Genomic DNA, 15,135 nt, shown 5'->3' with positions numbered 1-15,135 from the left:
CATCGCCGGCGAATAGACGTCGCCGCCGGCGCACGGGCCCATGATGACGGAGATCTGCGGGATCACGCCGGAGGCGATGACGTTGCGGCGGAACACGTAGGAATAGCCGGCCAGCGCCGCGACGCCCTCCTGGATGCGGGCGCCGCCGGCGTCGTAGAGGCCGATGATCGGCGCCCGCGCCTTCATCGCCATGTCCTGCAGTTTTGTAATTTTCAGCGCGTGTGTCTCCGACAGCGAGCCGCCGAACACGGTGAAATCCTTGGCAAAGACGAAGGTCTTGCGGCCGTTGACGGTGCCCCAGCCGGTGACGACGCCGTCGCCGGGAACCTTGGTCTTCTCCATGCCGAACTCGATCGAGCGATGCTCGACGAACATGTCGAATTCCTCGAACGATCCCTTGTCCAGCAGCAGCTCGATGCGCTCGCGCGCGGTCAGCTTGCCGCGGGCATGCTGCGCCTCGATGCGCTTCTCCCCGCCGCCGAGCTTTGCGCCGGCACGCCTTTCCTCCAGTTCAGCCAACATCGTCATGATAGCCACATCCTCACAATCCGGTCCGACCTGGTCGCGCCGGGACAGGAATCCCTTGCGGAGCCGATGCAGGGCGCGCGAGCATTCGCCCATAGTCCGCCGGTACCACCTGGCTGCTCCGGCAAGCGCGGATGGATTGCCAAACCGGCCCCCCGGCGCTTTGCATCCCAGTCAATGTATGCAAGATTAGCAAGGAGATCGCCGCAAGGGACCGAAGAAAGTGCTTATTTTTGCCGATAGCGCTGAACCAGTTGTAAAGTTTGCCAAGTGAGACAGCACAAGATCTTCGCCGGCGACCGGCTACGGCGGTTGCGCGAACAACGCAGCATGACACAAGCAGAGCTCGCAGACGCTCTCAGCATTTCCGCGGGCTATTTGAGTCAAATGGAGAGTGATCAGCGGCCGATCACGCGAGAGCTGCTCATGCGGCTCAGCCGGCAATTTGGTATTGAGACGAATTATTTTTCGTCTGACGACGATTTGCGGCTCGCCAGCGAACTTCGTGAAAGCGCCAGTGACCCTCTGTTCGGGTCGCCCATTTTGCCTGACGAGGCCAGCGCGGCCGTCCGGGTCGCTCCCGATATCGCGCAGCGCTTTTTGCATCTCTATCGCGGTTATCTTGCGCTCGAAGAGGAACATCGCTCCTTGCAAACGCGTGTGGCCCAAACCGACGTGGGTGCGGCCAGCCGCTTTCCCTATGACGAGGTACGCGATTGGGTGCAATCAAAACGCAACCATTTTGATGCGCTTGATCGCGCCGCGGAACGGCTTTCGGAGGCAAGAGACTTTCAGCCCGAGAACCGCGGCGAGGACTTCATCAGATATTTGCGTGATGCCTACGGGGTTCGGATCGGCCAAGGCCCAGTGGATCTTGGCAAGGGAATGATCTGGCGGCTGGATAGCAACGCCAAAACGCTTTTCATGTCCAAAGATGCGCCGGTGGAAAGCCGGCTGTTCTGGATCGCTCACGTCATCGGCCTGCTCGAACAGCGAGACAGCATCGAACGTCAGATCAGACAGGCACGTCTCAGCAACGAGGAAGCTGCATCGCTCGCGCGCGTCGCACTCGCCAATTACTTTGCCGGCGCCCTGGTTATGCCATATGGAGCATTTCTCGCCACAGCGCGCGACGTTCGCTATGACATCGAACGCCTCCAGCGACGCTTTGGCACGAGCTTCGAGCAGGTCTGCCATCGTTTGAGCACGCTGCAACGGAGAAACTCGCCGGGAATTCCGTTCTATTTCCTGAAAATCGACATCGCCGGCAACGTCTTGAAGCGCAGCAGCGCCACCCGCTTTCAGTTCGCGCGCTTCGGAGGTCCCTGCCCCGTATGGAACGTACACCAGTCGTTTTCGCATCCTGGCCGCATCCTGGCCCAATTAGCTGCTACGCCTGATGGAACGAGGTATCTTTGCGTAGCTCGGACCGTCAGCCTTTCGGCGGGCTCATATCTGAACCGACCGCGCGCGGTCGCCGTCGGACTCGGGTGTGAGGTGACCTATGCGGGCGAGACGGTTTACGCAAAGGGACTGAACCTGGACGATCTCGATGCGGTCGACTTCATTGGCCCGGGATGCAGAGCCTGCGAGCGAAGCGACTGCCGTCACCGAGCACTACCGCCGATCGGCCACCCACTTGACGTGGGTACCGTCGAAAGAGGCGTCGTTCCGTATCAGATCGATGCCAAGACTTCTCGCACCAGCAGCCTCAAATGACTTCGCAAAGTCCGCTCGACCTGACGGCGATCGAGCAACTCTTCGTTTTCTTGCCGTGGCGCGGCCGGCCGTGACCGAACTCGCAACGACAATCGGCCACACGATCCTTCTGGGGCAATCATGGTCCACCCTCATCCTGAAAATCAGCGGCCGCTCACACCGCAGCGGTCACCATTTCAATGCGGCCGTACGCACGGGATGATCCCAGAGCGCAGTGGTTTCGCCATCGAGCAGGCTCACGGTGAGCGAGCACCCGGCCATTTCGAGCGATGTGACGTAGCTGCCAACCAGCGAACGGGCGATGCGCAGGCCCCGCTCCTCGAGCATCCTGCGCACCGCGTTGTACATCAGATAGAGCTCGATCGTCGGCGTACCGCCGAAGCCATTGACGAGCAGCAGCGCCTCGGTACCGGCCCGCGCGCCAAGATCATCGGCGATGGCGGTGGTCATCTCGGCGGCGATCGCATCGGCCTGCGCGAGCTTGACGCGGCGGCGTCCCGGCTCGCCGTGAATGCCGACCCCCATCTCCATCTCGTCGTCACGAAGTGCAAAGGTCGGCGTGCCCGCCGCCGGAACGGTGCAGCTGGTCAGCGCAACGCCCATTGAGCGCGTCTGTGCGTTGACGCGCTCGCCAAGCGCGACACAAGTTGCAAGATCGGCGCCCTTCTCGGCCGCCGCGCCGACGATCTTCTCGACGATCAGCGTGCCGGCGACGCCGCGCCGTCCGATACTGTAAGTCGACTTCTCGACCGCGACGTCGTCGTCGGTCACGATGGTGGCGGTGCGGCCCTCGGCGATCTCCGCCGCCATCTCGAAGTTCATGCGGTCGCCGGCATAGTTCTTGACGATGAAGAGGACGCCAGCGTCGCCCGCGATCGCCTGGGCGGCCTCGACGATCTGGTCCGGCGTCGGCGATGTGAACACCTGCCCGGGACAGGCGGCGTCGAGCATGCCGTAGCCGACGAAGCCGGCATGCAGCGGCTCATGCCCGCTGCCGCCCCCCGACACCAGCGCAACTTTCCTCGGATTCAGCTCGCGGCGACGGACGAATTTCCGCTCAGCGCCGAGCACGACGAGGTCGGCATGCGCGGCGGCAAACCCGTCGAGGCTCTCTGCGAGCATATTGTCGACCGAATTGATGAACTTCTTCATTGTGTCCTCCCGCTTCGTCCGCCCGGCGTTCCTCGCCTATTTTTCCCGCATGATGGCAACCAGTCGCCGCGTGAACTCCTGGAGCAGCGTGTCAAGCTCGGCGTTGCGCTTGGCGCTGCCGAGATCCGGCAGATGCAGCGTCAGTGTCCGCTCGTGCGAGCCTTCGCTCAACCGGCCGACGCGGCGCGGATGAGCGCGCGCATAGGCGCGAAGGAAGGCCGTCTTGGCCTGCGGCGGGAAATGGCACACATCGAAGATCGTATTGAGATGCTGCACCGGTATCGGCACCGGATAGGCGGGATTGCTGATCTGGCTGACGAAGCTGCGGTTCTTCCCCATGGCATGGGCCAGCCGAAGCCGCATGCCCGACGGACGGCTCTCCAGCACCTCCTTGAAGATGCGCTTGTAGACCGCAACCGCGCCGGCTTCGGGCGCGTCGTCGGCCGCCGTATCAGCCAAGGCCGCCTCCGCTGCTCAGCCGGTCGATGGTCTGCTTGATCTGCGCCAGCGCCGATGCATTGACGGAGAGCTCGCGCAGGCCGCAATTCAGCAGGGCGGGCAGACAACGCGGATCACCCGCCATGTCGCCGCACAGGCTGACGCTGATGGCGGCGCGCCGCCCATGCTCCGCGGTCCGCGCGATCAGTTCGAGCACTGCCGGATGCAGCGGATCCATCAGGGGGACGAGAGCTCCGTTGGAACGGTCGCAGGCCAGGACATATTGCGCGAGATCGTTCGAGCCGATCGAGAAGAAGGACGTCTTGAAGCTCGCGATTGCCAGGGCCGCCGCCGGCACCTCGACCATGATACCGAGCTCGGGCAGCATCGCGGCAATGCCATCCGCCTGCAAGTGCTGCACGACATCTGCGAACAGCTTCCGCCCCGCCTCGAGCTCGTCCGCCGACGTGACCATCGGGAACATGACCTTGAGATTGCCGCGCACCGCGGCCCGCGCCAGCGCGCGGAGCTGAACCGCAAAGATCTCAGGCCGGGCAAGGCACAGGCGCAGGCCGCGCACCCCGAGGAACGGATTGGCTTCGCCGTCCAGCGTGAAGCCAGGCACCGGCTTGTCACCGCCGGCATCGAAGGTGCGGATGGTGACGGGGCGCTGGCCGGCCCATCGCAACACCGCATCGTAAGCCTGAAACTGTGTCTCCTCGTCGGGCAGGCCACCGCGCTCCGTCAGCAGGAACTCAGTGCGCATCAGGCCGATGCCGTCGGCATATTGCGCGTCGGCATGCTCGAGATCCTCGACGCGCTGGATGTTGATGAAGAGCTTGATCCGCTCGCCGCGCCAGGAGGCTGTCGGCCGCCGCAGGATCGCGCGCGCGGATGCCCTGCTCTTGTGATGGCTGTCGCGCCGCTTCTCGAAAATTCGGACCTGCTCGGCACTGGGATCCAGCTCCAGCGTGGCGCCTTCGCCGTCAAGCAGCGCCGTGGTGCCAGTGTCAGGAATGGCCCCGAGCTGTACCACCATCGGGATGCCGCGCGCTCGCGCCAGCATCGCGACATGGCTGGTCGGGCTGCCGCGCAACAGCGCCAAGCCACCGCCGCCGGACCAGTTAATCTCAAGGAATCGCGATGGCGGCAGATCGTCGGCGCAAACCACGCCTCCGCGCGGGATTTTCAGCGGCTGGTCCTGGTCGCCACGCAGAATGTGGATCACGCGGTCGCGCAAATCGGCAAGATCGGAGGAGCGCGCCTTCAGATAGTCGTCCGGTGCGGAGTTGTACTCGGCAATATGGGCGTCGAGCGTGGAACGCCATGCGATATCGGCGGGACGTCCCTCGCCGATCGCCGCGAAGATCGCCTCGATCAATTCCTCATCCTCGAGCAGCGCGACCTGGAATTCGAGAATCTGCGCGGCCTCGCCGCCGGCGCTGGCGGCGAGATCGGCGATCTGCACGCTCGCGACGTCGATCGCATTGCGCAAGGCCAGCGCCTCCTCGACCAGCGTACCGGCCACCCGCTCGCCGCCAGCTCCCGCGTCGACGCGGACGAACGGGCCATGGGCAAAACCGATCGAGGCAGTCCTGCCGCGATACGCCAGCCCTGCAGCGCCGCCCTGCATGCTATGGTGCTCCATCCGGGAAATCGCTTGCGATCAGATCAACCAGCGCCGCGACCGCGGCCTCGGCATCGCTGCCGGAAGCCTTGATCTCGATCGTGCTGCCGTGTGCCGCGCGCATTGCCATGATCTTGGCCACGCTCTTGGCATTGATCCATTCGGGTGCGCCCGCGACCCGCACGGAGATCTGGGCCTCGAACTTCTTGGCGAGCTTGGTCAGCTTGACCGCGGGGCGCGCGTGCATGCCAACCGCATGCACCAGCCGCACATTGCCGGTGAAGATCTGTTCGTCCGCTTTATCAAGCATGCTCGTCATCCATCATCGCTTCGCCGACGCCTCAGTCGGCAGAGAGTTCCTCGGCCACGGCCCTGACCTGGGCCAGCGAGCTGCCGCCCGCAGCTTCCGTCGCCGCCATGACGGCGCCCTCGACGATCGGCGCGTTGCAGACGACAACGAGATCACGCCGCGCCGGCTCCAGCATCTCGACTGCCATTTCGCTGTTGGTCTCGGCGCCGCCGAGGTCGACAAGCACAGCAACGCCTTTCGACGACCAGGCGTCGTTGATGGCGTCGATGATCAGCGGCACGCTGGTGCCGAGACCACCGTCGGGATTGCCGCCGCAGAAGGCGACCTTGACCTCGCTGCCGACCATCTGCCGCACCATGTCTGCGGTTCCCTTCGCGATGTCCCGCGAATGCGATACGATCACGATCCCCACGGTGTCGGTCATTGCCGCGCCTCCAGGCCAGCGCACACCGCGTGCAGCAGAACGCAGCTCGATCGCGCCCCGGGATCGACATGACCGACGCTGCGCGCGCCGAGGAACGACGCCCGACCCTTCGTTGCTTGCATCGGCACCGTGCGCTCGACCGCTTCAGCCGCGGTGGTGCGCACCCGCGCGATCAGATCGGGCTGGCCGGCGCCCGCTTTCAGTGTCTCCAGCACCGGAATGAGCACATCGAGCATCGTCTTCTCGCCGGCCTGCGAGCGGCCGCGCGCGCTCACCGCGTTCACGCCACTGCCGAACACGTCGGCGAGATCGTCAGGCAGGTGCTTGTCGTGCGACAGCGCCTCGCCCGCGGCGAGAAAGAAGCTGCCATAGAGCGGGCCGGAAGCGCCGCCGACCGTCATGACTAGGGTCTTGCCGATCGTCTTGAACGCCTCGTCGAGCGGTTGCGCCGAGATGGCATCGAGCTTGCCGAGCACCGCTTCGAAGCCGCGCTTCATGTTGGTTCCGTGGTCGCCGTCGCCGATCGCCTGGTCCAGACTCGTGAGCTCCGGCGCGCTATCGATGACCTGCTCGGCGGCCGTCTTGAGCAGCGACTTGAATGTCTCGGGTTGCACCGACATTGATCTGAACCTTTCGCTCCTCTAATGAACCATCCGCTCGATGCGCTGTCCCGCACCGTCGAAACAAAGCGGACGCACCAGTTGCAATTCAACCTCCTGGCCGGCCCGCAGCGGTTGATGCGGATCCGCCAGCGTCACCAGCGTTTCGCCCTTATAGTCCAGGTGAACGTGATTCTGCTCTCCCAGGTGCTCGACGCGATGCACCCGGCCGATCATCCGTCCGCCGTTGCGCGTGGCGATCTGGAGGTGTTCGGTGCGGATGCCGACCGTCTCCGTTTCCGGCGGCATCGCCACATCGGACAGCAGCCGCGCGGGCAGGAAATTGATCTGTGGCGTCCCGAGCCGCGAAGCGACGTAGCTGCTGGATGGATTTTCGTAGATCTCCCTCGGCGTGCCGAGCTGAAGCAGCCGGCCGTCCTTGATCACGCCGATCCTCGATGCCATCGTCATGGCTTCGACCTGGTCGTGGGTCACATACAGGATGGTCGCGCCGAGCTCGAGCTGGATCCGCTTCAGCTCGAGCCGAAGTTCGGCGCGAAGCTTTGCATCCAGCGACGACAGCGGCTCGTCCATCAGATAGATCGAGGGATCGCGCACAAGCGCGCGGCCGATGGCGACCCGCTGCATCTCACCTCCCGACAGACGGGTGGCGCGATTGTTCAGCTTGCTGGCGATATGCAGCAGTTCCGCCGTCTGCTCGACACGCTCGCGGATCAGCGGCTCCGGCACGCGCCGCGCCGGAGAGCGCAGCGGGAACGCCAAATTGTCGTAGACCGACAAATGCGGATACAGCGAATATTGCTGGAACACGAATGCGATGTCCCGTGCACCCGGCGGATCATGCGTCACGTCGCGCCCGTCGATCATGACCGAACCGGCGTCGGGGCTCTCGAGCCCGGTGATCAACCGCAGCGTCGTGGTCTTGCCGGCGCCGCTCGGCCCGAGCAGGACGAGGAATTCGCCGTCGTTCACCGTCAGCGAGAGGTCGCGCACCGCGTCCACCGCGCCGAAGCGCTTGCTGATATTGCGCAAGCTGACGTCAACCATGGCGCATGCCCTCCTCCCTGGCGGTCCTGATTGCAAGGCCGCTGCCGGCATCGAACAGCGAGAGCCGATCGGAGTTGAATTCGAGGCCGACGGTCTCGCCGATCCGCACCGAGGCGCTCGAAGGTAGCCGCGCCGCGACCCGCCCATACGCCGTGTCGATCGTGACGATCTGCGTCGTGCCGAGATATTCCGCGCCGAACACCTCGCCACGAACGGATCCGGCGTCGGCGAAGCGGATATGCTCCGGACGAACCCCGAGCGCCAGCGCCGCGCTTGCGCGGTCCTCGCGGATCTCGGGCACCGCGAGCCTGGTGTCGTGAAAATTGATCGCCCGGTCACCGGATCGCAGCCCGCCCTCGAAATGCAGGAAGTTCATCGACGGCGAGCCGATGAAGTCCGCGACGAACATGCAGGCGGGCCGGTCATAGACCTCCTGCGGCGTGCCGATCTGTTCCACGCGCCCCTTGTTCATGATCGCGATCTGGTCGGCCATCGACATCGCCTCCAGCTGGTCGTGGGTGACATAGACCGTGGTCGCCTTGATGCGATCGTGCAGGTCGCGCAGCTCGCCGCACATCAGATGACGAAACTCGGCGTCGAGCGCGCCCAGCGGCTCGTCCATCAGGAAGGCCTTCGGGCGCCGCACCATGGCTCGCCCGAGCGCGACGCGCTGGCGGTCGCCGCCCGAGAGCTTTGACGTCTTGCTCGACAGCAGATGCTCGATCCGCAGCATCCGCGCGGTCTCCTGCACCCGCTCGCGAATCTCGTGCCGCGCCATGCCCTGGCACTTTAGCGGGAAGCCGATGTTCTGCCCGACATTCATGTGCGGATAGAGCGCAAACAGCTGGAACACGAACGCGATGTCGCGGGCGGCGGCACGGTGGAACGTGACGTCCTCCCCGTCGAGCAGAATCTTGCCCTCGGTCGGCAGCTCGAGGCCGGCAATCATGCGCAACGTGGTGGTCTTGCCGCAGCCGGAGGGGCCGAGCAACGCGAAGAAGGTGCCGTCGTCGATGGTGAATGTCGAGCCTTCCACCGCCGTGAACTGATCGAACGACTTGCGAAGATATTCGATGCGGATCTGAGCCATGGCCTCATTCCGGAAAGTGGCTGACGATGACGAAGCCGACAGTGCCGGCGAGGATCGTCACGAATGAATAGCTGTACAGATCTATCGAGAAGGGTTGCACCAGCATGAAGATGCCGCCCCCGATCAGGGTCATCGCAACGGCCTCCCAGCGCCCGCGGCCGAAGAAGCGATGCAATGTCCCCTTGGCGCCCTTGGCAACGGCAGAATCGCTCATTTGCGCATCGCTCCGAAGGTGATGCCGCGCAACAGATGCTTGCGCAACAGCACGGTGAACATGACGATCGGGACGACGAACAGCGTGGTCGCGGCGGCAACCGCCGGCCAGTCCTGCCCGCCCTCCCCGATGATGAAGGGAATGAAGGGCGGCATGGTCTGCGCCTCGCCGCTGGTCAGCAGGACTGCGAAGGCGTATTCGTTCCAGGAGAAGATCAGGCAGAAGATCGCGGTTGCCGCAATTCCGGTGACGGCCTGCGGCAACACCACCTTGCGCAGCGCCTGCAGTCGCGTGTAGCCGTCGACGAGGGCCGCCTCCTCATACTCGCGCGGAATCTCGTCGATGAAGCCCTTGAGCAGCCAGACCGCAAGCGAGACGTTCACGGCGGTGTAGAGCAGGATCATGCCGAGCCTGGTGTCGGTCAGATTGAGCTGCCGGTACATCAAATAGATCGGTATCGCAACCGCGACCGGCGGCATCATCCGCGTCGACAGGATGAAGAACAGCAGATCGTCGGCCAGCGGAATGCGGAAGCGCGAAAAAGCGTAGGCCGCGAGCGTGCCGAGGAAGACGGCGAGGAAGGTCGAACCGAAGCCGATGATCAGCGAGTTGACGAAGCGCGGCACGACCTTGGACGGTCCGGCAATCACCATGTCATGCTTGCGGACGAGCTTGTCATACCAGGTCTCCGGCGGCGGCAACTTGGCGATGAAATCCGGTGTCTGGCGGGTGCGCACCGTGAACAGGTTGACATAGCCTTCGAGCGTCGGCTCGAAGATCACCTTGGGCGGATAGGCGATGGCATCGCTTTGCGACTTAAAGGCGGTGGCGACGATCCAGAGCAGCGGCAGGATCGTGATCAACGCATAGAGGATGACGAGAGCACCGGCGAATGCCTTGATGCGCGGCGAGGCCTCGACGATCGAGTGTGCGGTGGATCTGGCGACGGCAGCGGTCATCGTTGCTTCACCTTGTTGAGCGCTTTGACGTAGATGTTGGCGGCACCGAACACGGTCACGAACAGGATAATGGCAAGCGCCGAGGAATAGCCGGTGCGCCACTTCTCGAACGCCGCGCGCTTCAGCGTGATGGACACGAGCTCGGTGGTCGACCCCGGTCCTCCCGACGTCAGGAGATTGACCATGTCGAACATCTTGAAGTTCTCGATCGCGCGAAACAGCACCGCCAGCATCAGGAACGGCACCGTCATCGGCAACGTGATCGACCAGAACTGCCGCCAGGCCGAGGCACGATCGACCTCAGCCGCCTCATAGATATAATCGGGGATCGAGCGTAGCCCGGCGAGACAGATCAACATCACATAGGGCGCCCACATCCAGGTGTCGACGAGCACGATGGTCCATGGCGCCAGCGCGACCTGCCCTGTCATGCTGAACGAGCTCGGCGGCACGCCAGTGAACAAGCTGATCAGATGGTTGAACGGTCCGATCTGCGGCTGCAGCAGCAGCGTCCAGAAATTGCCGACAACTGCCGGGGACAGCATCATCGGCAGGAGGATGATCGTGGTCCAGAAGCTGTGGCCGCGGAATTGGCGGTTGATCAGGAGCGCGAGCCCAAAGCCGACCACCACCTGCAGGGCAACCGAGCAGATCACGAATTGCGCCGTGGTCTGGAGCCGGAACCAGACGTCCTCGTCGTTGAGGATGTCGCTGAAATTGTCGAGCCCAACAAACCGCAGCGGCAGATAGGACATGCTGAGGTTGAGGCTGGTGAAGGAGAGCCGGATCATCCAGACCAGCGGGAAGATGTTGATCGCGAGCAGCAGCGCAATCGTCGGCGCGACGAACAGCCACGCAATGGTCCGGTCGGACAGACCGTGGGCGCGGCGCGCGGCGCGGGATTTGGCGGACTCGCTCACGCCCGCGATCGTAGCATGATCGGGTTGCAGGATCGTCGTCATGTTGTCCATCGGCTGGGCTGTTTCGGCTTCCCCGAGGCTGACCTCGGGGAAGCCAGTTCAGTTGGATCGCGGAGTTCAGGCTATCGCGAGGCGACTTCCTTGCCCTGCTCCTTGAACACCTTGGTCCAGTCCTTGACCAGGAGATCGAGCGCCTGCTGCGCCGTACCCTTGTCGGCGACGACGTAGTCGTGCACCCGCTTCTGCATGTCGAGCAGCAGTTGGGCGTAGGACGGCTCGGCCCAGAAGTCCTTGACGATGCCCATCGACTCCAGGAATTGCGGCGCGAACGCCGCGCTCTTCGGGAAGTCCGGCGCATCGACCACCGCCTTGAGCGCCGAGTAGCCGCCGATCTGCCACCATTTCTGCTGCACGGCGGGCTGCGCGAACCACTTGATATAGGCGAGCGCGTCGTCCTTGCGGTCGGAAGTCGCAACCACCGAGATGCCCTGTCCGCCGAGTTGGGTGAAGTGCCCCTTCGGGCCGGCCGGATTGACGAAGAAGCCGATCTTGTCGCCGCCGACATTCGGATCCTTGTAGAGGCCGGGGAAGAAGGCGAACCAGTTCATCTGCATCGCCACCTGGCCCGACTTGAAGGCATCGAGCCCTTCCTGCATGTAGGCGTTCGTCATGCCGGGCGCGGTGCAGCACTTGTACAGCTCCTTGTAGAATTCGAGCCCCTTGGCGGCATCGGCCGAATTGACGATGCCCTGCATCTGGTACGGCTTCTTCGGATTGTCGTAGCTGAAGCCGTAGTTGTAGAGCACGTTGGTCACGCCCATCGTGATGCCTTCGGAACCGCGCTCGGTGAAGATGTAGGCGCCATAGACCTTCTTGCCGTCGATCTCGCGGCCCTGGAAGAACTCCGCGATCTGCTTCAACTCGTCATAGGTTTTCGGCGGCGCCAGATCGCGGCCGTACTTGGCCTTGAACGCCGACTGGATGTCCGGTCGCGAGAACCAGTCCTTGCGGTAGGTCCAGCCCACGGCATCAGCCATCGCCGGCAGCGCCCAGTAGTTCGCCGAATTCTTCGGCCACTGCGAATAACCCACGACCGTCGCCGGGACGAAATCGTCCATCGAGATGTGCTCTTTGTCGAAGAACTCGTTGAGCTTGACGTACCACTTGTTCTCGGCGGCTCCGCCGATCCACTGGCTATCGCCGATGATCAGGTCGCAGAGTTTGCCGTGGGAATTGAGCTCGTTGAGGAAGCGATCCGCATAGCTCGTCCAGGGGACGAACTCGTATTTCATCTCGATGCCGGATTGCTTGGTGAAATCCTTGCCCAGCTCGACCAGCGCGTTGGCCGGATCCCATGCCGCCCAGCACAGCGTGAGCTGCTTGCCCTGAGCCGCAGCTTCGCCTCCGCCAAATATCCCCAGCAGCGCCGCCCCGAGAACCGTGGTGGCCACTGAGCTTTTCAGCCGATTGAATGTCCGCATATCCGTTTCCTCTCTCGTTGAAGCATCCAACCCGCTCAACGCGCCCCGCCGGAGCGACGCCGAGACCTTGAAACCGAGTTTGAGGAGCGATGAGTGAAGGACGAGACGGACCGCTGCCGGAGACGGCTCCGGAATGGCTTGGGCTCCTCCTACACATCGGCTCGATGCACGATGTTTAGCTTTTTTGTATTACTAAACGTAGTACTAAATTTTTGAGGCCGTCAAGCCGGTTCTCGCGCTCTTGGCGAAATATTTGCGACGCTCGCACGCACGAGCGGGGATGTTCGCGGTGCAGCAAAATGTCCGACTGTTGTAGCTAGTTTGGCGGCCCACGATTACCGATCTGGTCCGGCGGACACAATACGGCCCATCCCGACAGCAGGAGAGCCGGAAGGTTAGCCATAACCGGCATGTTTAGTAAGCTAATTTACTGAACGTTCGACAAAGCGATTGATAGCGAGCAGCCTCATCGGCCGAAATCTGCCATTGCCGCGGACCGCACCAGTTTCGCGCCAGCAACGACCTCGCCAAAGCGCAACGAACGCGATCGAACTCAAGCGCCGGCGCAGAAAAATCAACGAAGCTGACCGATGTTCTGCGGCTCATAACGGTCTGATTGCAGGTTCGCATAAGGCTGGCACGACCCGCGACTTGGTAGAGCCACTTGCATCCTATTTGCACTCCAACCCAGCCGAATTCGCTTCGTCTGGTGCATGCGCCTTTCACCGTCGTTCTTGTCTGCTCCCACGCGCGCCGTTGCCGTGTCCGGCTTCCTCGCGCGCTGATGTTTAACCGAGCTGCTTTGACGCATCGCGGAGCACGCTTGATCCCTTCTTCGCGCCTCGCGGCCAATTGACGTTCAGTCGGCGTTCATGGTTCGCAGCACAAACTCGAGTGTCAGCAATTCGGGAAGAAATGTCTGGAAAGTGTATGTGAGTTACTCTGCTCGGTGCGTGCCTCGGGCTAAGCGTTGTCGCACCGACAGGCCGCCCCGCTTGGACCGACGCCGATGTCCGTTGAGGGGCTGTTGCTACTTGCTCAAAGGCGTCCTTGATGTGCTGCTGCTCGATTACTTCAAGCGTTGCGAATTCGTGTGATGCCACGGCAAGGCAACCCGCTCAATCGCTTCAATCACCGCAATCAATGCGACGCCGAGCACCGCAAGAATGACAATCGCAGCAAAGACACGCGGCGTGTCGAACGTACCCTGCGCGGTCAGAATGACATAGCCGAGGCCGCGCTGGGACGAGACGAATTCGCCGACAATGGCGCCAACCAGAGCCAGCGACATCGCCACCTTCAGTCCGGCAAACAGATGCGGCAGCGCGCAATAGAGCTTGATGCGCAGCAGCACCTTCAGACGCGACCCACGCAAGGTCTTCGCCAGGTCGATCGTATCCGGCGACACCGATTGCAGACCAAGCGCGGTGTCGATCACCACGGCAAAGACTGCGATCAGAAAGGCAATGGCGATCTTGGGCTCCGCGCCTGTCCCGAACCAGATCAGAAAGAGCGGCGCCAGCGCCACCTTCGGCACGCTATTGAGCGCGACGAAGAGCGGGAACAGCAGACGATCCAGGATCTTCCACTCCACGATCGCAACCGCAAACAAGACGCCGAACACGACGGCGACGGCAAAACCGGCGAGCGTGATGCCCAGGGTATAGGCCGTCTGCACGGCGAACCAGCCCGGAGAGGCTGCAAGCTCCTCGATGATCAGCGACGGCGCCGGCAGCAGAATGGACCGCACGCCAAGCGCGCGCACGCCGATCTCCCACACCAAAAGGAAGATCGCAACCCCCAGTAGCGGCACGGCGGCTCGACGCGCGGCTTTCATCAAGCTCCTAGCCATGGATCAGGCCCATTTGCTCGAACAGAGCTCGGATACGGCTGGTATAGGCACCGAATTCCGGCGTTTCGCGCATCGCCAGTTTCCGCTCGGCCGGCAGGTCGATGGCGATGTCCGCGACCACGCGCCCCGGCCGTGGCGTAAAGACCACCACGCGGGTCGACAGGAACACCGCCTCGGTGATGCTGTGAGTCACGAAGACGACGGTCATCCGATGCTTGGTCCAGAGCCGATGCAGGTCGACATTGATCTGATCGCGCGTCAGCGCATCGAGCGCCCCGAACGGCTCGTCCATCAGCAGCAAACGCGGGTCGAGCAGCAGCGAGCGGCAGATCGCGACGCGCTGCCGCATGCCGCCGGACAACGCCCGAGGATAGGCGCGTGCGAATCCGTCGAGCCCCACCATCTGCAGCAATTGCCGTGCGCGCTCCTCGTATTTCTTCTTGCCGTAACCGCCGAAATCTGCCGGCAACAGGACGTTCTCCAGAACGTCGAACCATTCCAGCAAGGCATCCCGCTGGAACGCCATGCCGAGACGCTCCGGAGGACCGTCGATGGGTGCGCCATCCAGTTGCAGGCGTCCGCCGGTCGGCGCCTCAAGTCCGGCAAGACAGCGCAAGAACGTGCTCTTGCCGCAGCCGCTCGGCCCCACCAGGCTGATGAATTCGCCCTCTGCGATATCAAGCGAAACGCCTTGCAACGCAGTGACGCCGTCGGCGTCACCGTATCTTTTCACGACATCGGACGCTGCGATCATGGG

16 protein-coding genes are annotated in these 15,135 nt (G+C 63.2%); 1 reads left to right on the top strand and 15 read right to left on the bottom strand.

What is annotated here, in order from left to right; genetic code table 11:
- Window positions 1-528, bottom strand: a 528-nt coding sequence (locus AC5ZG1_RS12290) for a carboxyl transferase domain-containing protein (RefSeq protein WP_496132984.1), incomplete at its 3' end; no start/stop codon positions are given.
- Between the two features lie 267 nt (window positions 529-795).
- On the opposite strand from AC5ZG1_RS12290, the gene AC5ZG1_RS12285 reads away from it, so the two are divergent.
- Complete coding sequence (locus tag AC5ZG1_RS12285; RefSeq protein ID WP_456643421.1) at window positions 796-2,244, top strand: helix-turn-helix domain-containing protein; 1,449 nt, start codon at window positions 796-798, stop codon at window positions 2,242-2,244.
- Between the two features lie 168 nt (window positions 2,245-2,412).
- Here AC5ZG1_RS12285 and dhaK read toward each other — a convergent pair whose 3' ends face one another.
- The 14 genes from dhaK to AC5ZG1_RS12215 form a co-directional block, all read right to left on the bottom strand.
- Window positions 2,413-3,396 (bottom strand): dihydroxyacetone kinase subunit DhaK, encoded by a 984-nt coding sequence (gene dhaK / locus AC5ZG1_RS12280; RefSeq protein WP_496132983.1) that lies wholly within the window; start codon window positions 3,394-3,396, stop codon window positions 2,413-2,415.
- Between the two features lie 36 nt (window positions 3,397-3,432).
- Window positions 3,433-3,855 (bottom strand): hypothetical protein, encoded by a 423-nt coding sequence (locus tag AC5ZG1_RS12275; protein WP_496132982.1) that lies wholly within the window; start codon window positions 3,853-3,855, stop codon window positions 3,433-3,435.
- Window positions 3,848-5,482 (bottom strand): phosphoenolpyruvate--protein phosphotransferase, encoded by a 1,635-nt coding sequence (gene ptsP / locus AC5ZG1_RS12270; protein WP_496132981.1) that lies wholly within the window; start codon window positions 5,480-5,482, stop codon window positions 3,848-3,850. Before ptsP ends, AC5ZG1_RS12275 begins: the two co-directional genes overlap by 8 nt.
- Window positions 5,469-5,771 carry an HPr family phosphocarrier protein gene (locus AC5ZG1_RS12265; RefSeq protein ID WP_063623372.1) on the bottom strand — a complete coding sequence of 101 codons (303 nt, stop codon included), beginning with the start codon at window positions 5,769-5,771 and terminating at the stop codon, window positions 5,469-5,471. Before AC5ZG1_RS12265 ends, ptsP begins: the two co-directional genes overlap by 14 nt.
- Before the next feature lie 31 nt (window positions 5,772-5,802).
- On the bottom strand, window positions 5,803-6,195 hold the full coding sequence (gene dhaM / locus AC5ZG1_RS12260; protein WP_028163196.1) for a dihydroxyacetone kinase phosphoryl donor subunit DhaM: 393 nt from the start codon (window positions 6,193-6,195) through the stop codon (window positions 5,803-5,805).
- Window positions 6,192-6,815: a dihydroxyacetone kinase subunit DhaL gene (gene dhaL / locus AC5ZG1_RS12255; protein WP_496132980.1), complete on the bottom strand. Its 624-nt coding sequence runs from the start codon at window positions 6,813-6,815 to the stop codon at window positions 6,192-6,194. The genes dhaM and dhaL overlap by 4 nt, the downstream gene beginning before the upstream one ends.
- A gap of 21 nt (window positions 6,816-6,836) precedes the next feature.
- Window positions 6,837-7,862 carry an ABC transporter ATP-binding protein gene (locus AC5ZG1_RS12250; RefSeq protein WP_496132979.1) on the bottom strand — a complete coding sequence of 342 codons (1,026 nt, stop codon included), beginning with the start codon at window positions 7,860-7,862 and terminating at the stop codon, window positions 6,837-6,839.
- Window positions 7,855-8,952 (bottom strand): ABC transporter ATP-binding protein, encoded by a 1,098-nt coding sequence (locus AC5ZG1_RS12245; RefSeq protein ID WP_130222518.1) that lies wholly within the window; start codon window positions 8,950-8,952, stop codon window positions 7,855-7,857. Before AC5ZG1_RS12245 ends, AC5ZG1_RS12250 begins: the two co-directional genes overlap by 8 nt.
- Window positions 8,953-8,956: 4 nt before the next feature.
- Window positions 8,957-9,166 (bottom strand): hypothetical protein, encoded by a 210-nt coding sequence (locus tag AC5ZG1_RS12240; RefSeq protein ID WP_028163192.1) that lies wholly within the window; start codon window positions 9,164-9,166, stop codon window positions 8,957-8,959.
- Window positions 9,163-10,125 (bottom strand): carbohydrate ABC transporter permease, encoded by a 963-nt coding sequence (locus tag AC5ZG1_RS12235; protein WP_130222516.1) that lies wholly within the window; start codon window positions 10,123-10,125, stop codon window positions 9,163-9,165. The genes AC5ZG1_RS12240 and AC5ZG1_RS12235 overlap by 4 nt, the downstream gene beginning before the upstream one ends.
- Complete coding sequence (locus tag AC5ZG1_RS12230) at window positions 10,122-11,096, bottom strand: carbohydrate ABC transporter permease (RefSeq protein WP_496132978.1); 975 nt, start codon at window positions 11,094-11,096, stop codon at window positions 10,122-10,124. Before AC5ZG1_RS12230 ends, AC5ZG1_RS12235 begins: the two co-directional genes overlap by 4 nt.
- A gap of 71 nt (window positions 11,097-11,167) precedes the next feature.
- Window positions 11,168-12,526, bottom strand: coding sequence for an ABC transporter substrate-binding protein (locus tag AC5ZG1_RS12225; RefSeq protein WP_035689766.1), 1,359 nt, complete (start codon window positions 12,524-12,526; stop codon window positions 11,168-11,170).
- A 1,069-nt stretch (window positions 12,527-13,595) separates the two neighbouring features.
- Window positions 13,596-14,363, bottom strand: a complete 768-nt coding sequence (locus AC5ZG1_RS12220; protein WP_210164689.1) for an ABC transporter permease — start codon at window positions 14,361-14,363, stop codon at window positions 13,596-13,598.
- 7 nt (window positions 14,364-14,370) lie between these two features.
- A complete protein-coding gene (locus tag AC5ZG1_RS12215) occupies window positions 14,371-15,132 on the bottom strand; it encodes an ABC transporter ATP-binding protein (protein ID WP_496132977.1) in 762 nt (253 codons plus the stop codon).
- Window positions 15,133-15,135: the final 3 nt, after the last annotated feature.

The sequence above is a fragment of the Bradyrhizobium sp. Leo78 genome (assembly GCF_059512425.1).
The sequence above is the reverse complement of the archived record's forward strand: the minus strand, read 5'-3'. Positions and strand labels throughout refer to the sequence as shown.